The organism is Bacillus cereus group sp. BfR-BA-01309, assembly GCF_022664315.1.
Classification (GTDB): domain Bacteria; phylum Bacillota; class Bacilli; order Bacillales; family Bacillaceae_G; genus Bacillus_A; species Bacillus_A mobilis.
In genome coordinates, this window is record NZ_JAKUHE010000008.1 from 231683 (window position 1) to 258315 (window position 26633).

A 26633-nucleotide genomic window follows, 5' to 3' on the forward strand; every position below is an offset into this window, starting at 1 on the left:
TATCTCGGCTGTACCTCATCACCATCAAGCTAATATTTTAAAGTACCCACTAAACAAAAATAGCACCAAAGTTCACTTTTACCGTTTTAGGGGTAACCTGTTCTGTTAAATTGATGGATATGTGACGCTACCCCAATTCATTTTTTTACTTTTGTTTAATGTTTTTATTTAATTTTTCTTTTATTATCATCATGGAAATACGAATCTCATTAATCTCACTATCACTTAGTCCGTTAAACAATTGATTTATTTGTTCATCTGACTGAATATGAATTATATCTAGTAGTTCCTCTCCTTTTTTTGTCAAAAAGAGCAAGTTTTTTCTGCTGTCTTTTAGTGAGCTTCGTTTCTCTATTAATTCTTCCTTCTCAAATCTACGTAAAATTCTACTCATATAGCTTCTGTCAATATTAAGTTCTTGCACAAGAGTATTCGCAATACACTCTGTTCTTTCGCTTATTTCAAATAGTATTCGTGTTTCGGTTAATGAATAATCTGTATCTAGAATTTGATTATTAAATAAACCAAGTACCTTTGTATAAAATCGGTTGAATTGCCTGATGTCATAAATAATTTTTTTATCCATGGAGTCTCCTTTAGTTGACTAAGTCCACATTTAATATTAATATAACTGTACCTTTAAAACGTGGACTTAGTCAACATTTAGAGGGGCCATTTTCAAAAATCTGTCGTAATCTTTAATAAAACTTAATTGAAGGAGATTGTATATGATGATTCGAGAAATGAAAAAAGAAGACAATGCAAGAGTAAAAGAAATTATACAAGATTCATTAAAATCACTTGGATTAGCGCTTCCTGGAACAGCTTATTTTGACCCTCAACTTAATGACCTACACCAATATTATAATAATCTAAAACATGCGAACTATTGGGTAGTGGAAATGGAAGGAGAAGTTGTTGGTGGAATTGGTATAGCACCGTTTAACGAACATGATAAAGTTTGCGAATTACAAAAGCTATACTTAAGTCCAAAAGCACAAGGTTTAGGGCTTTCCAAGAAACTAATGGAAACAGCTTTGTCATTTGCCGCTACACATTATGGAAAGTGCTATTTAGAAACAATGCATGAATTAAAAACTGCATGTCTATTATATGAAAAATTTGAATTTATACTTTTAAATGAACCCCTACCAGGTTCTGAACACTCTACTATGGATGCATGGTATATAAAATCTTTAAACGCCTCTATTTGAAAAGATAGAGCAGGAGTTGAGCGAATACAAAGCGATTTTTATAATTAAAGATTACTTTCCGTTACTGTTTCAAGCGAAAAAATCACGTTTTAATAGGCTTCTTTAGTATGCCTACTTTTCTATAAATTATTAGATGCGAAACAAGGATCGTTTCATATCTAGTAATTTACTTTGTTAGCTTGATGAGCATGCGGCTGTACCTATTATTAGAAAAAACGATATTTTGATGCAAAGTTATGGTGCAGGCAAGAGCATTAAAGTTCTATCGCCAATTCTTTTTTTGATATAATAGATGTGAAGCAGAAAATAGATAGAAAGATACTGCTAGTCATTTATATTTAAAATGTTGGGAGATTGAACAGAGTTATGGGGACAGAAAAAGAAATTAGTTCCGCTAAATTAATATGGAAGATGACGCGCCCGCATACATTAACGGCGACGTTTTCTCCTGTAATTTTAGGAACAGTAGCATCACTTTATGTTACAGACATTCATTGGCTTTTATTTATTGCGATGATGGTTGCATGTTTAGCATTGCAAATCGCAACGAACTTATTTAATGAGTACTATGATTTCAAACGTGGATTAGATACCGCTGATTCTGTTGGTATCGGTGGTGGAATTGTCCGTCATGGATTGAAACCGAAAAATGTGTTAACAGTTGCGCTTTTATTGTATGTAGTAGCAGCAATTATTGGAGTTTATATTTGTATGAATAGCAGCTGGTGGTTAGTCGTTATCGGTTTAATCGGGATGGCGGTTGGCTATTTATATACAGGTGGTCCATTACCAATTGCGTACACTCCGTTTGGAGAATTAGTTTCTGGATTGTTGATGGGGACATGTTTTGTACTCATTGCTTTCTTTATTCAAACGAATACGATAACAATTGAAAGTGTATTGATTTCCGTTCCAATTGGAATTTTAGTCGGTGCAATCAACATGTCGAATAACATCCGAGATATTGAAGAAGATATTAAAGGTGGAAGAAAGACATTAGTAATCCTCCTTGGGAGAGAGAAAGCAATCGTAACACTAGCTGTAGCATTTTTCATTGCTTATGTATGGATCGCTGTAATTGTATTGATGGGTTATATAAGCCCTTGGGCATTAGTTATGTTCCTAGGTTTGAGAAAGCCAATCTCTGCCATTCGAAGTTTCCAAAAAGGAGCAAAGGATCCGGGATATATGCGCATCGCAATGAAATCAACAGCGATGACAAATACGATTTTCGGCTTCTTATTATCAGCAGGATTATTAATTAGTTATTTGTTTTAAATAAAAATATGATGAAATAAATTAACCCCAATTTCTCGATTTTAATATGGAGAGATGGGGGTTTTTATTTTGTTTTTGTTTAACGGTAAGAACATTTTCATTTGAAATGAAAATACCAATAAATTGCAACTTCATCACTTGTTATATCCAAAGCTCTATAAACAAGAAAATCAAACCCACCAATTACAAATTCGCATTTTTCATAAAATTTACATGCTGCGACATTATTATTTTGCGTTTCAAGCATGATACCTGGCAAGTTGCCTTCTTTTGCCCACTGCTTTGCTTGATCAACTAATCTTTTACCAACTCCGAGTGTACGATATTTTTTATCCACCGCTATATCTTCTATGTAAGCATAGTCATTCCAATTCTTTTTCAATACTATGAGTCCAATGATTTGGTTATGTAACAGTGCTATGTAAATTACTTGATTGGGCTTATCTATATATTCATTGTAGGCCAGTTCTTCATTATCATTTTGTAAATAACTTTTTTCATAACTCGGAACGTCTTCTACTGTATATTCTATGCGTCCATTTAATTTTGAAAGAGAAAGAATTAACCGAGCATTCACTATGAAACTGTCATCAATTTCCGGGAGATTGTCTAAATCATTTGTTTCTAACGCTCTAATGAAAAGGCTCATCGTGATACCTCCAAATAATAGTATTTCTTCTGGTTCTTTATGTGATTCAAATTCATTCCAATTACAAAATTATAATAGAATTTCAATAGTAAGGCTATCTCTGCATTTTATCTTTATACCGTCATGCTATTATCTTGATGTAACTATGTTGTATGTAGTAGCGACGGAAATAGTGAAAGATTTCTAATTGGTTAACATATAAAATGAACTATTTCTTCCTAACAATAAAGTGAAACTTTAATCAGTGGGGGTTTTCTTCATCCCCCACTGATTATTAGTTGAACCAATCGGACTTTTATGGGCAGTTGATCCCCAGCTAAATTTTTTGCTTTCGCTGCATTTTGAGGTGGGGGTCTTACTGCCCATTAAAGCGGGATAAAATAAATCGTGGAGAAGATAAAAGATGCAAAGAACAATATTAATTGTAGAAGATGAAGATATTTTACGTGAAATTATGAAGGATTACTTATTAAACGAAGGATATAACGTCTTAGAGGCGATAGATGGGAAAGAAGCGTTATCTATATTTGAAGAGCATGAGGTGCATTTAATTATTTTAGATATTATGTTACCGGAATTAGATGGTTGGGCGGTCTGTCGGCGAATTCGGAAGAAATCTAATGTACCTATTATTATGCTAACGGCTCGGGTGGATGAGGATGATCGCACTATTAATAGTCATATCCGTAATTTGCGTCATAAATTAGGACAAAAAGCAGCTTGTATTGTAACTGTTGTACGAGCTGGTTATAAATTTGAGGGACAAGCATGAAAAAAGGAATTGTATTAAAGTTATTTATATTAACAACAGCAATATGCACACTTATTTTAGTAACTATTTTTATTGGACAAACTATATTTTTTAAGCAATACTACGCAAATCGAAAAGTTAATGATATTAAAATGAATATTCAATCCTTTGAAAAAGCATATGTAAAAGCTGGAGATGATGCGAAAGCAATTCAAGAATTGGAACAAAATTTCTATCAACAGAATGCAACATGGATTACAACGTTAGATCGTGCAGGTAATATAAAATATGCAAATGATTTCTCTTTAGAAATTCAATTAGATCCTAACGAAAACAAGAGATTTTCTGAACGTTCCATTCATATACCGTTGTATAGTTTTATCAATTTAGAAGATATAGAAAGGATGAAATATAGTTTAGAACAAGGGAGTCATATTATTATCGATGGAGTACAGAAGGGGGATATAGTAGTCCCTGCAATGTTAACAATAAAAGAGAAGAATGTTGGGTTAGAGAACAAGCAACTGTCAGAAAGATTGTATGGGCCAAAAGCTGTATCTTCAAAAGAAAGTTCACAATTATATTTAGCAGGAATCATTCAAAACGTGCAATTACCGGAGGGGACTGTAGGAACGAACTTTATATATGGAAATCGTGTGCTTATAGATAGAATAAAACAATTTCAGGTTGATTTATTATTGGAACAAAAATCTAATGATGTTACTTCTATAGAAATAATGGATTACGAAGAAAATGATATTAAATATAAACTATTAATCAAGCCAACAAAAGACGCAGAGGGTAAGACAAACTATATATTTGCTATGACATCATTGCAACCAGTTGATGAAGCAGTGCAAATGATTAAGGATTATTATGTATATTTAATTATCTTTGTACTGATTTTAATTGTTTTGATATCGTTCTATTACTCAAAAAAATCGCCAAGCCATTATTACAAATTAATGATACTACAAAAAAAATTGCGGATTTAGATTTCTCAGAGACGATACCTATTACGACAAAGGATGAAATAGGTGATTTATCACAAAATATTAATACACTTTCTATATCTTGCTGCATTCGTATATTTATCAATTGCAGCAAGATATAGAAAAAGAAAAGCAATTAGAAAATACACGTAAAGAATTTATTGCGGGTGTTTCACATGAGTTAAAAACACCTTTAAGTATAATGAAGAGCTGTATTTCAATTTTGGAGGATGGTGTTGCTAGTAATAAAAAGGAGTATTACTTTAAAGCAATGTCAAAAGAAGTAGATAAAATGGATATGCTCATTATTGATATGCTGGAGTTAGCAAAATTCGAATCTGGTACGTATAAAATGGAAATGGATGTCTTTCATATTGATGAGATGATTGATTATATATGTGAGCAATTAACCTCGGATATAACAGCTAAGCAATTACATGTTCATAAACAACTTTCTAAAATTGCAGTTGTTGCAAACCAACATCGCATAGAACAAGTTATAACGAATTTTATTACGAATGCGATTCGCTATACACCAGAGCAGGAGAATATTATTATTTCTACAATAGAAGAGAATGAACGTGTAAAAGTATGTGTAGAAAATAAAGGTGCACATATTGAACTAGAACATTTAGAAAAAATATGGGATCGTTTTTATCGTGGAGATACGTCTCGTCAACGCTCCAAAGGTGGAACAGGATTAGGCCTTGCTATTTCAAAGAATATATTAGAGTTGCATGGTGCGGAATATGGTGTTTCGAATACAGAAGATGGAGTATTATTTTATTTCTATTTAAATAAAAACGTGTAGAATTTTTGTTCTACACGTTTTTGTCATTTTTAAATAAAATCGACATTATCTGCATTTTATCTTTATGAGCATTCATTACTATTTTCATTAGAAACGGAATGAAAAGCTGATAAGGAGATTGTTAAAATGAAAAATAGAGCGATATTGCTTTTGCTTATTATAATAATAATGGGTACAGGCGTTAGTTTCATATATGCTAAGGGGCACAAAAATATATCAAAAGAGGATTTACGATTAGAAGGAAAAACAATTGTAATTGATCCGGGGCACGGTGGAGGAGATAGAGGGACGAAAGGAAAGAAATTTGGAACGGTTGAAAAAGAACTTAATTTAAAAGTAGCACAAAATATAAAGAAAGAATTAGAAGGAAGAACGGATGCAAAAGTTATATTAACACGCGAAAAAGATATGAGTTTACTTCCAGAAACAAAACAAAAAGAAGAATTACAAGCGCGTGTCAAAGTAGCAAAAGACCATTCGGCGGATCTTTATATTAGCATTCATCATGATGCTTTTGAGGATACAAATGTAAAAGGAATAACAACTCATTATGGATCTAATAAAAGGAAAGATAAAAAATTAGCTAAGATTGTACAAGAAGCTATTTTTAATCAAAATATAGACAGCCGAGATCGAGGCATTCATGGTAGTGATTTTCTTGTCTTACGAGAAAACCCTTCTCCAGCGATCTTAATTGAGTTAGGATTTACATCTAATGTGAGTGATGAAAAAAGAATGAATTCAGAAGAATTCCAGGCAAAGTCGCAACAAGGTATTGTGGATGGCATTATTAATTATTTTATTATGTAATAAAATAGCCAAGTAGAAAAATACTATTCTTTCTAAATCTTAATTAGAAAGAATAGTATTTTTTATTTTAGGTGTATATTTATTTTTCAAATTTAACTGTATTAGTGAAACAAATTCTTTTTTAAAAAGTAAACACAATACGCTATTCTTTAACTGATTTCGACGTTATCTGCATTTTATCTTTACCTCTTTCTATTAATCTATTTATTGTAAACACCGGTTGAAACTAATGATTCAATCGAATAAAGGCTCAGCCTTATAAATAATGAATATAAAAATTAATAGGGAAAGGATTGAAAAATAATGAAAGAATCGCAAAGTAAGAAAAAAACAAGTGTAGTAACGAAGGCAATAATATCTCTAGGAGTTGTTTTAGCGACGACCTTTTTCACATTCTTCTTAATTGGAAATTGGAACTCTACCCCAGCGAAGGGAGTAGCTAATGAAAGTAGTAAACAAGTTAATACGCAACAACAAGAAAAGAAAAAGGAAACATCACCGGCAAAGCAGAAAAGACCTGATGGAAAACCGGTAGGAAAGGTTGTGTATTTAACATTCGATGACGGTCCTAGCGAATTAACTGGGAAATTTTTAGATGTACTAAAAGAGCAAAATGTTGCTTCAACATTTTTTATGCAAGGTAGCAATTTACAAAATACAGGTTTTCAGGAAAATGTAAAACGAGCGGTAAAAGAAGGACATTATATTGGTGCTCATAGTATGACACATAATAGTGATAAGCTATACAAAAAAGGACAATTCGTACCGGAGATGAAAGAAACGTTAGCTCTTATCCATAATATTACGGGTACAACTCCTAAACTAGTTCGTCCGCCATATGGATCTGCACCAGGATTAAAGGGTGAGGAAATTCGTAATCAAATTGTAGAAGCAGCAATAAAAGTTTGGGATTGGACAATAGACTCAAATGATTGGAAATTAAAAGATAATCCAACTCAGATTATCGAAAATGTAAAGAAACAAACAACAGAAGAAGTAGAAGTTGTTTTAATGCATGAAAAGGCGCAAACATTACAAGCTCTTCCTGAAATTATTAAATTTTATAAAGAGCAAGGATATGAATTTGGGGTATATAACGATGAGGATCATTTTCGTTTAAACTTCCAGAAAGATCAACGTCTATAGTATGAACCTAGTTATCTTAAAAAGGTGTTTTTATTACTAAATCAATAATTAAAAAAAAGCCGATTTCTTATACGATAAAGAAATCGGCTTTTTTTTAAAAGTTTTATTTAGAGTATGCAACCTGCGTTTTAGGCTGAATATATTGACCTTAGTTTAAAACGGCATTTGAGGTGCTCGTAGTATTTTTTCTAAACATATTAGTTAAGATTATTCGACAACCATATTAATAATAATTAAAGTATAGAATATACACATCTTAGGGAGGGCATAAATGTGAAGAAGTGGATGAAGATTGTTCTGTACTCTTTACTAGGTATTTTACTTATGGGAAGTATTAGTTTTTTTGTTTGGTCTCAGTTTACGTATAAACCAACGAAAGAGGCTTTGTCGTTAGTGGAATATAAAAAAGAAGAAGATAATATAGTTTTTGGGCAGAAAGATGCTAAAGTGGGGGTTATTTTTTACCAAGGAGCTAAAGTAGAAGCTGAGGCTTATAGTTACTTAGGGGAAGCTCTTGCAAAAGATGGGCACTTTGTAGTGATGCCTAAGTTACCACTAAACTTAGCGATATTTGGAATCAATGTGGTAGACAGTGTAATGGAACAGTATCCTGAAGTTCAGAAGTGGTATGTTGCGGGGCATTCAATGGGGGGAGCTATGATTTCTAAGTATGCCTTTCAACATGAAGACAAGATAGACGGGATCATTTTTTTAGGTTCTTATCCTGCAGATGACTTCTCTACGAAATCGATTCCGATGTTATCGATTTATGGGGAAGTAGATGCTTTAGCAACTGTAGAAAAAATAGAAAACTATAAAAAGTTAATGTCAAAGAATACAACTATGCACATGATAAAAGGCGGAAACCATGCTTATTTTGGCATGTATGGTGAGCAAAAAGGTGATAATGCAAGCTTAATTACGCCAAAAGCACAACGAGATGAAACTGTGAAAGTAATTGAACAATGGCTAGTAAAACAATGATAACGCATTTAATAAGTTTACTGAAAGAATTTCTCTTTCTCAAAGGAGAGGTAATCAAGAGCCGGCTCATACGAGTAGGCTCTTTTATTTATCTGCTATCTCCAATTGTCCCTTTACTTTCCCTAGTATATCTTTTTCTGAAATTATGTTGAATTATCTACGGTGAAAGTTTATTTAGTATACATTTTTAAACGGAGACACTAAAGTGGATACTTTTTCACATACATACAGACAACAACCAAGTGGGTACTTTTTAAAACTAGCTGCAAACACAATGAAATTTTAACTACTATACGTTGAATTTTTAGGAGCTGGTTTCAATTTTAATATCTAACTCTTATATCAGAGCTATTAATATAAATTTGAAATAAAAAGGGATTAGATAAGTTTTTGTAGAACATATAAAGGTTGAATTTCTAATTTTCAATAAAGCTGCTTAACAGTAGACTAAATAAATGAAAAACAATATATTTATAGGTTAGTAACCAGATCTTGTTAAGGCGTATGTACTATTTTTAGTTTAGCGTTGCCCAGAATGTACACCAATTAATCTCGCGAATTACAAGAAAACTATTATTGAAATGAGGCGTGCATTGTGAAGTTGGACGTGAATGAGTTAGCAGAGTATCTTGCCAATACTCCTTTCCGAGTAGAAGGAGTATATCGTTATGCTAAAAATCCAGGTGTGCCTTGTGCTGAGTTTACAGATTATTTCCCTGGATTTGTATTTCCGCTTACAGGGAAGACGCAATTTCAATTTAATGGTACGCCGTATACCCTTTCCCCAGGAAAAGTTATACATGGGGGCGCAAAAATGACATTAGCCCATAAAATGTTTGGTGAAATAAACTGGGAATATATTCTTGTTTTATATCGGATAAGCAATTCAGAACGAGAAGACTCTGGCTTTACTCATCAGCATTTTGAATTATTCACAGGACAATCTCCTCGTCTTGTCGAATTACTTATGCGTCTTTGGGATGTGTATAATCAGCGTGGAGGCATTTCGATGTTTCAGACAGAAATGCTTTTTCGCGAAGCGTTGAATGAAGCTTTATTAAGTGTTGTCAATAGAGAAAACAACCATGATTCGCATACTTTATTCGAACGAATATCTAGTTACGTTCGTAAATACTATTATAAAGATATTACAATACATGAGCTTACAGAACAAAATAATGTTAATCGAAATCGTCTTTCTTACGTGTTTAGAAAGCATGCAGGTATAGGGCCAGCAGAATATTTATTGAACTATCGTATAAAGATGGCTCAAAAAATGTTATGTACAAGTGGTGTGCCTGTACAACAAATTGCGCAGGCTGTTGGAATCGCAGACCCTTTTTATTTTAGTAGAGTTTTCAAGAATCGAGTTGGCATTTCGCCTACTAAATATCGCGAGAAGTTCATCAATAATCCATACTAATGTCAACAGGGGTCCATTCTTATTTGAAAATCACTGTTCTATACTTATGGAGAGTTAAAGGAAACATTGGATTGAAAGAACTTTCATTGAAATCACTCTTTTGTACTATCTGAATGAAAAGTTCTGGCCTGAGCATTTTCTTTTTAAGCGTAATGACGACTTTTTCACTTAGGTTACTGTAATATAGTGGAAGTTAAAAATGAGGAGGGATTATTATCCATTACCAACCTATTAAACTAAATGACGAGTTATCTAAAATTAACGATTATTGGTATCCACGAGTGATTGGTGAAATGAATGATGATCAAATTCAGCTTTTTAAGGCTAATGGAGATTTTATATGGCATGAGCATCCTAATACGGATAAGCTATTTATCGTGCTTGAAGGGGAGATGTTCATCGATTTTCGTGATGGACAGGTGAAAATTTCTAAGGGCGAGATGTTTATTGTCCCGAGAGGCGTTGAGCATAAACCTTTCACTGAAAAGGAATCCCACATCATGTTGGTAGAGCCTAAAAGGGAAATGGATTGATAATTGTATCTAATGTTTCGTTGGCAGATAAGAAAGTGTAGATAAAACTGAGAAGTTAGGATTTAAATGCTCTATTATGGAATAAAGCATGCATCTTTAATTGATACCCTATTATAGAAATATTATGCAGTAACCTTTTCCTTATTAATTCGCCCGTATTCCTATTCTAATATCTAACATCTAACATAAAAATACATCACTATTAAATAGTGATGTATTTTTATGTTAGAAAGAATCGTAATACGCAACTGTACCTTTTAATTAACAGATTTGCTATTAAAAATCATGGTAAAGATGTACGTAGATATATATATAACTAAAGTAATTTCTTTATAAAAAAGTATCCATTTTCATGTCTTTGTACAACGGTAGGAGGGGATAGCATCTTCACATAATCAAGAGTTCGTTAAATTCTAATTTAACGAATACTTGGCAAAAGAAAAATAGGTTTACTATACCAACCTTAAATTAGGGTAATATTTACCACATGAAACCACTCTAAAATAAGGGTGATAATGTTAAAATTAGTAACTTTTATCAATAGTATCAACTACTTTTGTTATAACAGGAGAAATAAAGGAAGTAATGTTTAAAATGCAAAGAAAGTGTTCATTAAGCAAGTGTAAAAAATCTATTTCCTTACATTAGTTATTCTATTAATGGCGGAGATGCATTAACTTTAGAAACAAGTATCCTAGGATTAATTTTAAAAACAGAAGATGGATTGAAAGGGATTATTACAACTGTAAAAAGGAAGATCATAGATTTCATGTTAGCGGGACATTTAGACGCAAATGGTGAACCACAAGCGTCTAAAAAATCAAACGCAGCCTATAAAGAGGTTAGAAGTATCGGATGTGAAGCTTCAAAGCCTAATTGGGAAGAAGGCGGCAGTGGACATTTGAAAAACGGAGAAGGGTTTCAACCCGTAGTTGTTGGAAAAACAACCATACAAAAACAAAATTACATATTATTGGGGCTAATGAATCTGTAACACTAGCCACAATAGAATTAATGTTTTATCTTAAGGATAATAAGGAAGAAATAGAATATAAATAAGGGCATTTACTTAACGTACTTATTTTCTATCATTATATAAAAGAGTAGTTTTTATTTCTCAATTAACATTTGAATATTTTAATAATTCATTTTTATACTTTTATTATAGGATTTATCCAATTTAAATAAATATAGGAGAATGAAATATTAATGAATATACAAAATATAAGAAATATGTAGAATAATGTATGATTACCTATGCTTTTTTCTCCGTATATTCCAATTAACCTATTAGGTGAGAAGTATAAATTCTTACAAAAGAATATAGGAGAAGAAATTTATTATTGGTTCATTAACGTTAGGTGTCATGCTAGGATCGGGTGGTAGTCTTGCTTCTGCAGATGAAATTGGTAGTGTTTTTCAAAAGGGAAATACAATACAAACTATATCAGCTTCCACTACTAGATCAATAACTGCCAGCCAATTTAATAAAGTCTATGCAGAAATGAAAAAACATGAAGGTAAACCATATAAATATGGTGGAAATAGTCCTAAAACTGGATTTGATGGTTCGGGATTAATGCAATGGGGATATGGAACACAAGGGATTAAATTACCACGTACATCACAAGATCAATACAATCAAACAACACGTGTTGAAAGAAAGGCACTTCAACCAGGAGATTTAGTTTTCTTTAAAGGAACGGTTCCGGGCAAATCAGGTATTACTCATGTTGGTATGTATATTGGTAATAACAAGTTTTATAATGCTAGTAATTCCGGAATAGGTGAAGATAGCTTAGATAGTACATATTGGAGTAAATATATTGCAGGATATGGTCGAGTTAAATAAAAAATGTATTCTTCTGAAGTATCTGGTGGACAAAAGCAACGTTCCGCCGCAGCACGTGCGTTAGTTCATGAACCAGCAATTATTTTAGGAGACGAGCGGCCTGGAGCTCTTGATTCTAAAAATGCAACGAGTTTACTGGATGCCATGACAAACTTAAATACAGAACAAGATTGCATTAGCTGAACATATTTCTAAGAGTGAAAAGAATTTTACACTGCTTATGAATGAAAAAGCAAAGCAATTGCAATTATCAAATCAGACGAGCTTTGTTAATGCAACGGGCCTTGCTGATGAAAAAAATGAAGAATCCCAAATGACTGCATTAGATGCAGCAAAATTAGCACAACATTTGATAAAAAATTATCCGAATATCTTAGAAATATCCAAACTTACATCTTTTAACTTACGTGGAACCACTGTAAATACAACTAATAAAATGCTTCATCCATCTAACAAAATATTATATTTTCAAGGGGTTGATGGATTTAAAACTGGATTTACAGATGCAGCAGGTTACTGTTTTACAGGAACAGCAAAACAAGATGGGAAAAGGATGATTTCTGTTGTAATGGGGACTAGTAATAGTTCTCAGCGTTTTATAGAAACTAAGAAACTATTCTCATATGGATTTGATAAATTTTATATACCTTTCCTTTGATAGGGTATCACTATATGCGGTGCACAATGGCTTGATTTTTTTGTAAATGAGGAACAAATGTATTACTTAGATTGTCTATTAATTGTAATCTTGAAAAATATGAAATTACGGATTATTTGGAAAGGAGCAAGGGTATTAAAAATAGGGATGTGTGTAGAAATACAGATTGTTAGTCTTACAAGTATAAAACTTTTAAAGGGAAATTATTACAGGTAAACGCAAGAAAGCTGAGAAAACTAAACTTGCAAATCATACGATTCATCTAGAATTCGCTCAATTCAAGAAAAAGTTTGACGCCGGACTGGGTGCCTATACTATTGATAACGATACCGTACAAATCGGTAAGCGACTGTCCGATTTAATAAGCATTTTCACCTATATGGTTTTGGTTTCAGGAGTAGTAATAAAGTGAAATTCAATTGACAAACTTGATGAATTTATAACCTTTACGAAAGATGACTCAGTTGGATATTCACTTATCACAAAAAATATGTGGATATTGGTATGACTCTTGAAGAATTTGCAGGGACTGCTATTCGTTAAGTTGATAAAACTGCAGGAGTCTAACTGATTCGTGTCAGCGCTTAAAAAATTGAGATGGTTTATCTAAAAACGATTCTAATGTCTAATATATATAGGATTTGATAACATTGTCTATTTTTGGGCGGATTATGTTAGAATAACGTTTTTTTGAATACCAGATATTGGAGGTAACAGAAGTGAAAGGTGTGTTTTGCAAGAAATTCATTGCAATAGTAACTGTGCTTACACTATTTTTTAGCATGTTTGTTACATATGAAAGTGTATCAGCAGAAACAGGATCTACTTTAAATATTAAAGCAGGTGCAGCAATATTAGTAGAAGCAGATTCCGGGAAAATTTTGTATCAAAAAAATGCGGATGAACTATTAGCGATTGCTAGTATGACAAAAATGATGAGTGAGTACTTAGTTAGTGAAGCTATAGCTAAAGGGAAACTTAAGTAGGATCAGAAAATTAAAGTTTCTAAATACGCACACGAAGTTTCACAAGATCGCTCATTATCAAATGTGCCCCTAGAAAACGGTGGTTATTATACGGTAAAACTATACGAGGCAATGGCAATTTGCTCTGCCAATGGTGCGACAATTGCTTTAGCTGAAGCAATTGCTGGAAAAGAAGTTGATTTCGTAAAAATGATGAACGATAAGTCGAAAGAATTTAGATTGAAAAATTATAAATTTGTAAACTCTACAGGCTTAACAAACATTGATTTAAAAGGACAGCATCCTGAAGGGACCACTCCAGATGGCAAAAATAAAATGTCTGCAAGAGATTGTGCGATTTTAGCACAACGTCTGATTCAAGATTTCCCGCAAATATTAGAAACAGCAAAAATCCCGAAAAAAACATTCCAAAAGGGCGGCGAGTATCCAATTGATATGGCGAACTCGAACTGGATGTTAAAAGGTTTAATTAAGCAATACGAAGGTGTAGATGGCTTGAAAACAGGAACAACTCCAGAAGCCGGGGACTGTTTCACTGGCACAGTAGAAAGAAACGGTATGCGTCTTATCTCTGTAGTGATTAAAACAAAATCTCATACAGCACGTTTTGATGAAACAAAGAAATTATATGATTATGGATTTGCGAATTTTGAATTGAAGAAGGTCTATGAAAAAGTTTCAGCAGTAAAAGGGCATGAAACAGTACGGGGAGAAAATGCAAAAGATAAAGATGTAGCAGTTCAAACGAAGCAAGCTGTTTCACTTCCGATGCCAAAGGGCAGCATAGACGTTTATAAAAAAGAATTTAAAGTATCGAATAAAGAACAAGAAGCTCCTATTAAAAAAGGTGTAACAATTAGCCAAATGATTATAGCGTCTAATGATAGTACAAATCCTGGATTCTTATCAGGTAAATCATTACAAGTAGACCTTGTAACAAAATCTGAAGTAGAGCAAGCTAATTGGTTTACACGTTTTATGCGCGAAATCGGTTCTTTCTTTAGCGGGAAATAAAGACAACTCTTATTTTTAATGCATATTCATAAGAAGCACGTCACCCTCTCTTTTTAATGTTAAAAAACGGTACAATACTTTTGGTTTTAAGAACAAAATCAATTTTCGTTCAAATAAACTACAACACTCTTAAAACACTTCTTATCCTTAAAGATGAGCATGCCAAATAAACCTAAATAGGTATCGTTTTTAAAGATTATGCAGCCTTCTTTTGTTTTCTAAGTTCACTATACTCATAGACAACACCTATGAATATCCAAGACTGTTTTTTTCTCATATCGATGAGATTTTCGCTCGTTTTTTTGTAGTAGGTGGAATAGAAGGATTAGAATCTCTGTTAAATCAAGGGTTGCATCCTTAGCGTACAGAGCGCACAAAACCATTCATATAGTTTATTAATATGTACTTGTAGGAACGAAAAAATTGAATATATTTAAATACGAATAGAAGTATTATAGAGAAATGCTATTAAAGAAAGGAATTTCATGGAATGGGAAATGTATTAAATGTAAAAAGAATAATAGTCACAATAGTGGCTATTATTGCAATCGCAATTGGGTATTTTATGTTTCAATCAATTACTTCACCTGCTAGAGCAGTAGCCAGCCAAGTGAATGCAGTACATCTTGCAGGTGAACAGTCGAAGGTGAAGATGAATAAGACTGCACCAGATCAATTTAATGGTCAAGTGAGGAAAATTGCTTATCTTACATTTGATGATGGTCCAGGAAAATATACAGCTGAATTGTTAAATCTATTAAAACAAAATGATACGAAAGCAACTTTTTTCTTAATTGGTGCAAATGTAAAGCAGTATCCGGATTTAGTAAAACGTGAAAAAGCAGAAGGGCACTATGTAGGTATGCATAGTATGACACACAATTCCAAGAAGTTATATACAAATGGCGAGTATGTCAATGAAATGAAAGAAGACCAGGGGTTAATAGCAAATATTATTGGTGAATCGCCAAAACTAACACGCCCTCCATATGGTTCTTCGCCTGGATTAAATGAAGCACTTCGAAATAAGGTTGTAGAAAGTGGTTTAAGAGTTTGGGATTGGACGATAGATACTTCAGACTGGAGATATGGTAACATGCCAGTGGATGCTGCAGCGGCAAAAATTGCTGAAAGTGTAATTACAGGTGCAACAAAGCCAAAAGAGATTATTTTAATGCATGATATTCATCCACAATCTGTTGCAGCAATACCAGTAATTATAAAAGGATTAAAAGAAAAGGGGTATGAATTTGAAGCTTATGATGAGAATAATCATTTTCCAATAAACTTCTGGCATGATAATCGTATGTAGCATAGGAATAAATGAAGTTGACTTATAAAAAAGAGTTCTGTTGCAAATATTTCAAAAACACTTGTAAAATTCGAGTTTTCTTGCACCTTTTTTTGAAAATACAGGTGTAATATATAATTGTATTTTTGGGGGAATGGTTGTAATTTATCTTGAATCATGGGGTTCATAAAAGACGTTATTCTTTCTAATCTAGCTTATTTAGAAAGAATAACGTTTTTTAATACTTAGGCGTAGTTAATATTCTTAAGTTTATGGGCATGGGGTCCTGCCACATATCCATAAACTTAAGGTATATTTTTATACAAAATGCGTTCTTTCCATGTATTTTTTTATTATCTTTTATGGATTTTATAAAAGTCGGCATATCAAATAAACCCTGACGAGCCGCAACCTTTTTACTATGATACCTGATGAGTAGAAGTGGTGTACTCATAGACAACACCCAATATATCAAAGATTGTCTTTTTCTCATATCGATGAGATTTTCGTCCGTTGTAGTGTAGGGGGGGTTAAACAGACGAAGGAGAACCTTTGGTGATTATTGAGTGTTTTTGTGTAATTACCGTAATAATAATTGGCTTTTGGTTAAAATATTTCCGTTGATGAACGTATGCTGCTGCCCCATATATCAAGTTATATATATTCAAGTGGATTTTTTTACAAAAGAATAATAAAAAACTCTATCTATAGATAGAGGGTATTCAAAATAATCATCTTTCAGATAGATGTTCTAGAATATTAGGGATGTTACAATCCTCCAGTAAGTAAGCAAATAAACAATAAATTTTTACTTTATGGGGGTTTTAATTTGAATACTCAAGCTTGGATAATGATTGGTGCCTTTTTAACAATTGTATTATTAACACAAATCGGAAGGAAAGTATTTACAACCACAAAGGCTGTATTGCCATTTATTCTTTGTGGTATAAGTGTTTATTTATTCGTCGAGGAAATACCAACCTCAGGTTCAGATATGATCGCACTCATAATCATGACAATGGTCGGCATGATTATGGGAGGGCTAATGCTTTTTACAGTGAAAGTAGAATATGGTTCTGATAATAAAGGGTATGTAACAGCTGGTATTCCTTATTTATGTTTATGGATTATTGCACTTGGATGGCGTGTCGTATTAGCTTATGTAGCGACAGACTGGTATCCAAAACAATTTATAGATTTCATGGTATCGAATCACTTGGATTTTAATGTTATAGCTCCTGCTTTCGTATTTTTTACAATTGCGATGGTAGTTATTCGTACTATTGGAATTGTGATTAGGATACAAAGATATAGAAAAAATCTAAAAGCAAATTAAAGAAATAGGTTAAGGAAAACAACTTCTTTTGTGTAATGAAGTAGGTAAAGCAAACAAACTATAATAACTACTTCATTATTCTTTTAATTTCAGATTTTAGATGATATGCATTACAGGAATTTAACTCAACGATGAACTATTATAATTGGAAATTGTAAATTTCCAGCCCGTAAATCAAGAAATGGATATTCATCTATAGCCAAGAAATATAGAAACTAAACAGTGAGTTTGCGAGGGAATAAGTATATGGAAAAAGTATTTTTAAAAATGATGGATAGTCATGCAGGAAATGCGATAGGAAGCATCTTATTATGCATATTTTTTTATAAAGGGTTCGCACCTCATGGTACCTTTGCAATATGGGTTTGTAGCGTTTTTGTAACAGTTTATCTATGGATGTTGTATTCACCAAAATCTTGGTGGAATGCAAGGAAGTATGCTTTGTTTACGAGTATATTAATAAGCATATCATGTGTATTATATTTTTCTCATCCGAATTTTCCAAATTATGCGTTATGGCCACTCATAGTTTTTCTTGCCGCTGCAGAACCCAAGTGGACACGAGTAACGACAATTTTAGCTGCTATAACGGGGATAGTTATTATTCTATTTATACATGCGAATACGTTTCCTTATCAAGAAACATTAATTATTATCGGCCTCTATGTCTCGATCCGAAGTACATCCAAGCTAAGAGACGCATATCAAAAAAATCAAAAACAACTAAAAGAATTAGACGAAGCACATGCTGAACTACAAGAAACAACGGTATTTTCTATGCGATATGCAGCTTTTACGGAAAGAGCAAAATTAGCAAGAGAGATCCATGATGGACTTGGGCATCAAATGACCTCACTTATTATTCAATTACAGGCTCTTAAGATTATGATAAGGAAAGATCCTGTTGCTGCCCAAGATCATGTCGAAGAACTCTTAAAGGTGGCACGAAAAGGAATGGAAGAAATCCGAGTTGCTGTTAGAGAATGGACAAGTGATGAAAAAGATCTCGGGCTTACTTCATTAAAAGGATTGATTTCACAGATTCAAGCCAATTCTTTATTACAAATTGAGTTCATTCAAGATGGAAATATAACAGAGTGGACGATAGAGGAAAGTACAATTCTTTACCGGATCTTACAAGAGTCTTTAACAAACGTTTTACGACATTCTTATGCAAATTCTGTCATTGTAAACGTAACAGAAATAAATGGAGTAGTAAAACTTACAATTGATGATAATGGTATATATACAGGGGATCAGCCATTAGAATATGGATTTGGCCTCAGTGGTATGATTAAACGCTGTCAATCAGTTGGAGGTAATTGTTCTTTCTCTTTAAATAAGCCAAAAGGACTTAGAGTTGAAGCCACTGTACCATCAGGGAAAAATGGAGGAGAAGTATGACGGAAAAAATTCGTATTGTGCTAGCAGATGATGAACCATTTGTTCGGAAAGGTCTATGCTATATTATTGAAATGCAAAATGACATGGAGATAGTTGGGGAATGTAAAGATGGTAAGGAAGCAATTAAAGTGGCTTTAGAAACGGCGCCAGATATGGTAATTATGGACATTCAAATGCCTGAATTATCAGGCATTATGGCTACTAAAAACATTATGAATATATTACCAAACACAAAGGTTGTCCTTTTAACAACATTTGATGTACAACAATATGTGTTAGATGGTATTCGAGCTGGTGCAGTGGGTTATATATTAAAAGATACTGAAACGGAGGAAATGCTAGATAGTATTCGATATATGAATAGAGGGGCAATGATTTATAATAGCACGACAGCAAATCAAGCTTTTACACAATTAATAAAACACGATAATAATGATTATAATTTAGCTGGCGAAGTACTTGAATATACGGAAACTCTAACTAAGCGGGAGATTGATGTTTTACAATTATTAGCTTATGGAAAACAAAACCATGAAATAGCTAAAATCCTTTATGTGTCCGAAGGGACAGTCAAAACTCATATCCACAATATTCTACAAAAGCTAGATGTAACAGATCGTACACAAGCAGCTGTAATGGCAATTCGAAAAAAAATTGTAAAGTGATCTCTGCTGTATGTAGTAAAAAGAATAAAATTTAAAATTAACATAGTGTTTTCTAATTGAAATTAAACAGATCATAATAAAAAAGAAAGAGAGTATAGTATGGACAATACAACTGGTCTTATTATTTTTATTCTTATAATTCTCCTTCAACTAAAAGAAAGAGAATTGAAAGTTCAACGAATGTGGATTGCTCCTGTTTTGATCGCATACTATACATTTACTCATGTATTTAACAATCTCACATTAATAGAAACAGGTCTATTTGTAGTATTACTTGCTCTTGGAGGAATTGTAGGAGCTGTGCGTGGTTCTACAACTATAATACGAATCGATAAAAATAATGGGAAGGTTTATACTAAAAATTCTTATATCGCCTTAGGTATATGGATTGTTGTATTTATTTTACGTTTTATCGTAACATATATTTTTAAAGGTTCAAGTCAGTATGCGCTAGGTTTAGTAACAAATGGTGTTTTTTGCTTTATTGCGGCGAGTGAGTGTATAAGAAGAGTGATTCTATATTTCAAAGCAAAAAGTTTGATGCATTCAAAACATTAAGTATTTCTAAGGATAATTTTTGTAGTGTAGCAAATTTCAGTTTAGAATTTTATGTCTTAATTACTAACCAAAAGTAAAAGTTTAGACTTTCTTATCTTTTTACATACATCTAAGATTGTACAAAAACATGAATCTCTAAACTAAAATTCCCAGAATAAATGTTGATAAATCGCCATTATAAAAAATAAAGTTTAGACTTTCATGTTTTATCAAAAGGACATGAAAGTCTAAACTTTTTAACTATGAGACAAGAAAGTTAATACTTCTTAAACAGTAATATAAAAAATTCTTATGACAAAATGCTGTAGAAAGCTTAAGAACTTTTGCCCCTTTTTCTTAAGGTTTGAACTATAGAGTATGATTATGAGCTCAAATCTGTGGGATGATTAGCTATGAAAACAATTGGCTTTCTTATCTCTGTATATAATACACTAAAAATCAATTGGTGCAGCCATTCCAAGTTCAAGGTTTCTTGGAGACAAAATAATTGAAGAAATTGATTTGAAGAAAGAAAATTACATTGTCAAATATGGGCTGAGTACAGTTGTATTCACAGAAAAATTAATTAAAAGAAGAAATCTCAAGACAATTATTTTATTAGTGGAAAATAATAAGGAATTTTATTTTTTTACTAAAAGTAAAATTTAAAGAAAAAAGGAACTTATTAATTATATATGCTTCAGCAGTAAATATTGAAAAATATATTAGGGGAACGATATTACTTATATCTATTATGTTATTTCTTGTCTTCCATTTGCAAGTTTACAATAAAGAAAAGATAAAAATGTCTCACCTGCTTATGTCTTTAGCTGTTTAATACGAGAAAAAATATGGGGGAATCCTATGGAGTCAAAAATTCTTATTGTTGATGATGATAAAGAAATTAGAAATCTTATCTCTGTTTATTTGGAAAACGAAGGTCTGAAAACTCAAAAGGCAGAAGATGCTATGGAAGCTTTACAACTGTTAGAAGAAAAGGAGTTTGATTTGATTGTTTTAGATATTATGATGCCTAATATGGATGGTATTGAAGCGTGTATGAAGATTAGGGAAGACCGCAATATACCTATCATCATGCTATCTGCAAAATCTGAGGATATAGACAAAATTCAGGGTCTAGCCTCTGGTGCAGGCGATTATTTATCAAAACCGTTTAACCCATTGGAATTAATCGCTAGGGTAAAATCACAATTAAGAAGGTTTAAAAAATACAATTCATCAATAGAACATAATAAAAGCATTCTAGAAATTGGTGACTTAACCGTGAATACAGATACACGTCAAGTATGGATAAGAGGAAAAGAAACAAGGTTAACTCCAAAAGAGTTTGCTATTCTCGAACTACTTGCCCGCAACAAAGGGATTGTCCTGAGTGTAGCAAAAATATATGAAGCAGTTTGGGAAGAGGTTTTTTATAAATCAGACAATACCGTCATGGTGCATATTACAAAAATAAGAGATAAGTGGTATGAAAATGAGATGGAAGCAGTTAAGCAACGATATGAGTGGTTAGAAGAAACTTGCCGACTTGAAATGAAATCGTTTGAAGAATTGCAATATAAACGAATTACTGGAACGGATGGAGAAAAAAGATTCATTAATGACATTGGTGATTATTTTAAACATTATGGTATAGAAACTTATGATATGGATTGGGTGGAAAAAGAATGTGTAAACGTGGCGTTCTTCTTCATTTTAGATGAAGCTAAACAGTATCAAAAATATTATCCTCATAATCTTGGGAAATCAAGAATCTATACATATTTAGCTGGATACGACAATAGAGGAGACTTCACTCATTTCCGTAGTTTGTTATTGAAAATGGGACAAGAGTTAAATAAAGAAACAGTAACTTTATAACAAAATAGTTATTTGAATTGAAAAGAGCACCATTTGCCCTAACAGTGCTCTTTGAGCAAGTACTATATTTTGTATTTTTAATAGTCCATATAAATATATGGAAGTTGAAAATCAAGAGTATCTTGTACAGCTCTCCTTATACCTAATTATAAATGTTTATGTTCAATCTTAGATTTCCTGCTTGGAGAAATAAAATGATCTTGAACAAAGTTTATATAAATAATCAAACAAACCATTGCAATATAAAACACTGCACAAAAGAAGATTAAAATGTATTTAAATGTCTTGTTCATATTAGTACCGTCCTAAAAGGAACTAATTTGGATTTTAATATTGTATGTAAAAAGGAAAGGATAGATGAACAGGAGAGTATACCTGTTTACATCTATCCTTTTTTACAACAATATGACCACATTTACTACTACAACAAATTTTCATATAGTTATTGAACTATTTTTTGAATAACTAAATTAATCTCTTCGTTAACTTTAATTACGAATAAATGGTCCCCTTCACCTTCAATTGGATCAACTACATCTTCATTAAAAGATTCAGCATGTTGTCTACCATATCTATTAAACTAGCAGTTTTTATTTTCCCTGATTCCTTTCCATACCTAAGGTACCCAAAAGTTCGCTGGATTCCCGAGGCTACCATCCACATTTGTGTCTCTGAAAAGACATTTTGTGTAACTAAACGTAACTGTAGATTCCTGAACAAGCAAAATCATGAAAATACACACAAAGATAGATTATCATCCATTAAATTACTGTTTTGCTTCGTTCGAATAGAAAAACTCGGAAGAACGCCACTTGTTTGATATCTCCTCAATGTGATAAGGTGTCGTTCTGCAGCATCCACCTATTAAACGTGCACCTGCTTGGTACCATTCTTCAGATTGAATATCCAACGAGTTACATTGTTCATGACCATGCCATGTTTTTGTTTCTGGATTATAAGTTTCACCAGAGTTTGGATAAACAATAATCGGTTTTTTGGTGTTTGCCCTCAACTCTTGGATTGCACCAGTCACAACGGTTACTGGCGCACAATTGATGCCTATCGCTACAATTTGTTCACTTTTCTCAAAAGCTTGTGCACACTCCACGAGTTTCATACCTTCACTAATCTCTTTCTCATTTTTTAGCGAAAAGGAAAGCCACGCATATGTTTCTGGAAACTCACGCAATAATGTATCTAATACTCTTGCTTCTTGCAGAGAAGGAATCGTTTCAAATGCCAATAGATCTGCACCTGCTTCGATTAACGCAGACATTCTCGAACGGTGAAAGTCTGCTAATGTTTTATCTGTCACACCATAGTTGCCTACATACTCTGAACCATCTGCAAGGTAAGCCCCGTACGGCCCAACTGATGCAACAACCAATGGTTTAGGCCTATTCGTTTGCGTATTTTCCTTCCAAAAATCATCTCTTGCCCTTCTTGCAAGTAACACCGTTTTCTTAATTAATTCCAAAGCTTCCTGTTCTTGTATTCCACGTGCGGAAAAACCACTAATAGTAGCTTGATAGCTTGCTGTTATGGCACAGTCCGCTCCAGCACGAAAATAGTCCGAATGAACCTGATAAATTAGTTCCGGATTTTCTAGTAACACACGTGCCGACCAAAGGGGATCGTCCAAATTACATCCATGCGCCTCCAATTCTGTAGCTAATGCTCCGTCAAGAAGCATAATGGAATGTTGGGATAAAATAGCATCAATTGGGTTGGTTTTGTTCGACATAATCTACGCCCCTCTTTTTTAGATTTTTTGTTAGATAATAACTTCCATAGCAAAACAAAATAAACGGTATGCCGCAATATAAGGCAATTCTCTGTGTTGGATCGAATGCAATTCCAATACACGATGCCAGACAAAGGCTAAAAGAAGCAATTGGTACTAATGGATATAGTGGTGTGCGATAAATCAAGTCCTTTTCAGAATTCCCTTCTTTCAAAAATTGTCTGCGAAATAGGAACTGAGAAGCACTAATACTCATCCAAACTACAACTACTGCTAGACCGGAAATGGAAACAAGTACGATATAGACAGTATCTGGTGCCACAATACTTGAGAGCAAAGCCAAAGCTCCACCCACCATGCTGAAAATGACGGCGTTGATTGGAACACCTTGCTTCGTCATTTTTCTAAAAATCGGGGATATCGTATTCTTATTAGCAAGCGACCAAAGCATTCTAGAAGAGGCATAAAGGCCTGAGTTTGCCGCAGATAAAATGGCTATTAAGATAACGAAATTCATTATGTCAGCTGAATATGGCACCTCAATTCGTTCTAGAACTGCAACAAAGGGGCTCTCTAATACCCCTGCATCGGAAATAGGCAATAACGCAGATAAAACAACAATTGTTCCTACAAAAAAGATGATCAATCTCCACAGAGTAGTTCGAATGGCCTTCGGTATCATTTTTTCCGGGTTCGCTGTTTCTCCAGCTGCAATACCTATTAATTCTGTTCCCGAAAAAGCAAAATTAACCGCAAGCATGGTCATTATAATGGCCGTAGCACCATGAGGAAATAAACCTCCACTTGTAAAATTAGAAAAGAATGGTGCTGCTTTTGAATGAGTCATCGGAAGAAACCCTAGCATTGCCGCTACTCCTAAAACAATAAAAATCACAATAGCTATAACCTTTATCAATGAAAACCAAAATTCGGATTCGGCGAAAAATTTAACAGTCAGGACATTTAATAAAAAGATCAAAATGGCAAAAAGAGCACTCCATACCCAAACATTAATCGATGGAAACCATCGCTTCATAAGTAATCCTGCAGCTGTAAATTCAGAACCTAAAGCAACAGTCCAAGTTAACCAATACAACCAGGCTACTGTATACCCTGTACCCGGTCCAATGTATTTAACTGCATAACTATGAAATGCGCCCGTTTCGGGCATATGTACGGAAAGCTCTCCTAAACATAGCATAACTAGATAAACCACTAGCGCACCAATCAGATAGGATAGAATTGTTCCAAAGGGGCCAGCTTGTTGAATAGTGTAACCCGAGCTTAAGAATAAGCCAGTTCCAATCACCCCACCAAGTGATAGCATGACTAAATGACGTGCTTGCATTTTCCGTTGAAATTCTTGCCCATTTTTGTTCTCCATTTCTACTCTCCTTTAGTTACTATCCAGAAAAAACAAAAACGCACTCTAAAAAAGAGGGCGCTACTGACAAATAAAAACGGAAGCTCTCATCTATCAGGATTATCACCCGCTGGAATTAGCACAGTGTCTACTTAAGCAGACCTGTTGCTGAGGTTTCATAAGGCCAGTCCCTCCACCTCTCTGGATAAGAAATATTTTTTTATAACCTTATCAATCCATTCAATAACTGTCAAGATAATTCTGTTTTTTAAAAAAATATCTTTTATAGAAATACAAAAAATAGAGTATTACTATAACTGCAACCCACTCCTTCTTGGGTATTATTTAAAAATCGAACATATAAAACCTCATTTATTTATGATACGGTTCACAAGCACTTCCTCAAAATTTGATGCACTTCTAAATATCTTCTTATTTCTTTGGCTATGGGGTCACCATACATAACCAGCAACTCAGGAGATTTTAATACCCTCAAATATCAAAAAACGTTATCTTTTCTAAACAAGCTAAATTAGTAAGGATGATGTTTTCTTATGAATCTCTCGATTCAAGATGAATTACTACCATTTGCAGAAGAATTACAACGATATGTTAAACCTGTATTCTTAGAAGAACTTGCAAGAGAAATAGGGTTTATAAAGCGAAAACGTAAGTTTTCTGGATCAGACTTAGCTGCTATTTGCATTTGGATTAGTCAACGGGTGGCAGTGATTCCTTGGTTCGATTATGTAGTAGGCTTCATGCAGCGACAGGCACTTTACTTAGCCCTGAGGGCTTAAATATACGTTTAAATGCTAAAGCAGTTTTGTTTTTAAAACATATTTTTTTTACTGTTAGAACAAAAGATATGTGAACAAACACAAATTTCTAACCACCTTTCTCTTATTTTCAACGAGTCCGTATCCTAGATGACACCGTATTTCAATTGCCAAATGCTTTAGAGAATGTATATCTAGGCTCAGGAGGGTGTGCCCAAACAGCTGGAACCAAAATACAATATAGAATATGATCTGCACAGTGGAGAATTTCTTAATTTTCAAGTTGGACCAGGAAAAAAATAAAAGAGCCTACATCTCCAATTACTTAGTAATTGGAGATGTAGGCTTTATTTTTCAATGTCTATTTATAGTTATTTATATTTAACGTTCCGGGTAAAGTTATGGTTTAAATTGTAACAGATGTATGCTACAAATCACATTTATAGAAAGACGTGAAAATAGTAATTAATTTTATAGTGTTAGGGGTCTTGTCACACATCCTTAAGTTGATGGATATGTGACAAGATCTCAT

At 33.2% G+C, this 26633-nt stretch carries 19 protein-coding genes, 7 pseudogenes and 1 riboswitch; of the genes and pseudogenes, 21 read left to right on the forward strand and 5 right to left on the reverse strand.

The genetic code is table 11. The annotated features are described in order from the left end of the window. Positions 1 to 145: 145 nt before the first annotated feature. Entirely contained in the window at positions 146 to 586 is a 441-nt protein-coding gene (locus MR115_RS17275) for a MarR family winged helix-turn-helix transcriptional regulator (RefSeq protein WP_242242106.1), read from the reverse strand. 142 nt (positions 587 to 728) lie between these two features. On the opposite strand from MR115_RS17275, the gene MR115_RS17280 reads away from it, so the two are divergent. Together MR115_RS17280 and menA are read left to right on the forward strand one after the other, a co-directional pair. After that, positions 729 to 1214, forward strand: a complete 486-nt coding sequence (locus MR115_RS17280; RefSeq protein ID WP_071722886.1) for a GNAT family N-acetyltransferase — start codon at positions 729 to 731, stop codon at positions 1212 to 1214. A gap of 366 nt (positions 1215 to 1580) precedes the next feature. Further along, positions 1581 to 2492, forward strand: a complete 912-nt coding sequence (gene menA / locus MR115_RS17285) for a 1,4-dihydroxy-2-naphthoate polyprenyltransferase (RefSeq protein ID WP_242242107.1) — start codon at positions 1581 to 1583, stop codon at positions 2490 to 2492. 97 nt (positions 2493 to 2589) lie between these two features. Here the strand turns inward: menA and satA are convergent, their stop codons facing one another. Next, complete coding sequence (gene satA / locus MR115_RS17290; protein WP_242242108.1) at positions 2590 to 3141, reverse strand: streptothricin N-acetyltransferase SatA; 552 nt, start codon at positions 3139 to 3141, stop codon at positions 2590 to 2592. 403 nt (positions 3142 to 3544) lie between these two features. On the opposite strand from satA, the gene MR115_RS17295 reads away from it, so the two are divergent. From MR115_RS17295 to MR115_RS17350, 12 genes and pseudogenes are all read left to right on the forward strand, one after another. Next, the gene (locus tag MR115_RS17295) at positions 3545 to 3913 is read left to right on the forward strand and encodes a response regulator (RefSeq protein ID WP_242242109.1); all 369 of its coding nucleotides are present in this window, start codon (positions 3545 to 3547) and stop codon (positions 3911 to 3913) included. Beyond that, positions 3910 to 5695, forward strand: a pseudogene (locus MR115_RS17300) (sensor histidine kinase). Before MR115_RS17295 ends, MR115_RS17300 begins: the two are co-directional and overlap by 4 nt. Before the next feature lie 126 nt (positions 5696 to 5821). Continuing rightward, on the forward strand, positions 5822 to 6505 hold the full coding sequence (locus tag MR115_RS17305; protein WP_242242110.1) for an N-acetylmuramoyl-L-alanine amidase family protein: 684 nt from the start codon (positions 5822 to 5824) through the stop codon (positions 6503 to 6505). Between the two features lie 303 nt (positions 6506 to 6808). Continuing rightward, a complete protein-coding gene (locus tag MR115_RS17310) occupies positions 6809 to 7651 on the forward strand; it encodes a polysaccharide deacetylase family protein (RefSeq protein WP_098884531.1) in 843 nt (280 codons plus the stop codon). Between the two features lie 273 nt (positions 7652 to 7924). Then, entirely contained in the window at positions 7925 to 8635 is a 711-nt protein-coding gene (locus tag MR115_RS17315; protein WP_242242111.1) for an alpha/beta hydrolase, read from the forward strand. Positions 8636 to 9230: 595 nt separating this feature from the next. After that, positions 9231 to 10058: a helix-turn-helix transcriptional regulator gene (locus MR115_RS17320; RefSeq protein ID WP_242242112.1), complete on the forward strand. Its 828-nt coding sequence runs from the start codon at positions 9231 to 9233 to the stop codon at positions 10056 to 10058. Positions 10059 to 10351: 293 nt separating this feature from the next. Then, positions 10352 to 10591 (forward strand): cupin domain-containing protein, encoded by a 240-nt coding sequence (locus MR115_RS17325; RefSeq protein WP_000997182.1) that lies wholly within the window; start codon positions 10352 to 10354, stop codon positions 10589 to 10591. A 769-nt stretch (positions 10592 to 11360) separates the two neighbouring features. Beyond that, the gene (locus MR115_RS17330) at positions 11361 to 11585 is read left to right on the forward strand and encodes a hypothetical protein (RefSeq protein WP_242242113.1); all 225 of its coding nucleotides are present in this window, start codon (positions 11361 to 11363) and stop codon (positions 11583 to 11585) included. 372 nt (positions 11586 to 11957) lie between these two features. Then, a complete protein-coding gene (locus MR115_RS17335) occupies positions 11958 to 12443 on the forward strand; it encodes a C40 family peptidase (protein WP_242242114.1) in 486 nt (161 codons plus the stop codon). 6 nt (positions 12444 to 12449) lie between these two features. Continuing rightward, a pseudogene (locus MR115_RS17340) lies at positions 12450 to 12611 on the forward strand (bacitracin ABC transporter ATP-binding protein); the annotation flags it as partial. Position 12612: 1 nt separating this feature from the next. Continuing rightward, a pseudogene (locus MR115_RS17345) lies at positions 12613 to 13101 on the forward strand (D-alanyl-D-alanine carboxypeptidase family protein); the annotation flags it as partial. Between the two features lie 719 nt (positions 13102 to 13820). Beyond that, positions 13821 to 15101, forward strand: a pseudogene (locus MR115_RS17350) (D-alanyl-D-alanine carboxypeptidase family protein). Positions 15102 to 15297: 196 nt separating this feature from the next. Here the strand turns inward: MR115_RS17350 and MR115_RS17355 are convergent. Beyond that, positions 15298 to 15451 (reverse strand): annotated as a pseudogene (locus tag MR115_RS17355) (IS4 family transposase); the annotation flags it as partial. 140 nt (positions 15452 to 15591) lie between these two features. Here MR115_RS17355 and MR115_RS17360 point away from each other — a divergent pair. From MR115_RS17360 to MR115_RS17390, 6 genes and pseudogenes are all read left to right on the forward strand, one after another. Next, a complete protein-coding gene (locus tag MR115_RS17360; protein WP_242242115.1) occupies positions 15592 to 16413 on the forward strand; it encodes a peptidoglycan-N-acetylglucosamine deacetylase in 822 nt (273 codons plus the stop codon). Between the two features lie 808 nt (positions 16414 to 17221). Next, the gene (locus MR115_RS17370) at positions 17222 to 17728 is read left to right on the forward strand and encodes a hypothetical protein (RefSeq protein WP_242242116.1); all 507 of its coding nucleotides are present in this window, start codon (positions 17222 to 17224) and stop codon (positions 17726 to 17728) included. A 246-nt stretch (positions 17729 to 17974) separates the two neighbouring features. Then, on the forward strand, positions 17975 to 19132 hold the full coding sequence (locus tag MR115_RS17375) for a sensor histidine kinase (RefSeq protein WP_242242117.1): 1158 nt from the start codon (positions 17975 to 17977) through the stop codon (positions 19130 to 19132). Beyond that, a complete protein-coding gene (locus tag MR115_RS17380) occupies positions 19129 to 19797 on the forward strand; it encodes a response regulator (protein ID WP_242242118.1) in 669 nt (222 codons plus the stop codon). Before MR115_RS17375 ends, MR115_RS17380 begins: the two co-directional genes overlap by 4 nt. Before the next feature lie 99 nt (positions 19798 to 19896). Further along, complete coding sequence (locus MR115_RS17385; RefSeq protein ID WP_242242119.1) at positions 19897 to 20355, forward strand: CcdC protein domain-containing protein; 459 nt, start codon at positions 19897 to 19899, stop codon at positions 20353 to 20355. A gap of 843 nt (positions 20356 to 21198) precedes the next feature. Next, positions 21199 to 21864 (forward strand): annotated as a pseudogene (locus MR115_RS17390) (response regulator transcription factor); the annotation flags it as partial. A gap of 1117 nt (positions 21865 to 22981) precedes the next feature. Here MR115_RS17390 and mmuM read toward each other — a convergent pair. Beyond that, on the reverse strand, positions 22982 to 23959 hold the full coding sequence (mmuM, locus tag MR115_RS17395; RefSeq protein WP_242242120.1) for a homocysteine S-methyltransferase: 978 nt from the start codon (positions 23957 to 23959) through the stop codon (positions 22982 to 22984). Continuing rightward, on the reverse strand, positions 23934 to 25343 hold the full coding sequence (gene mmuP, locus MR115_RS17400) for an S-methylmethionine permease (RefSeq protein WP_242242121.1): 1410 nt from the start codon (positions 25341 to 25343) through the stop codon (positions 23934 to 23936). Before mmuP ends, mmuM begins: the two co-directional genes overlap by 26 nt. Before the next feature lie 83 nt (positions 25344 to 25426). After that, a riboswitch (SAM riboswitch) is annotated at positions 25427 to 25534 on the reverse strand. Between the two features lie 342 nt (positions 25535 to 25876). On the opposite strand from mmuP, the pseudogene MR115_RS17405 reads away from it, so the two are divergent. Beyond that, positions 25877 to 26398 (forward strand): annotated as a pseudogene (locus MR115_RS17405) (IS4 family transposase); the annotation flags it as partial. Positions 26399 to 26633 lie beyond the last annotated feature (235 nt).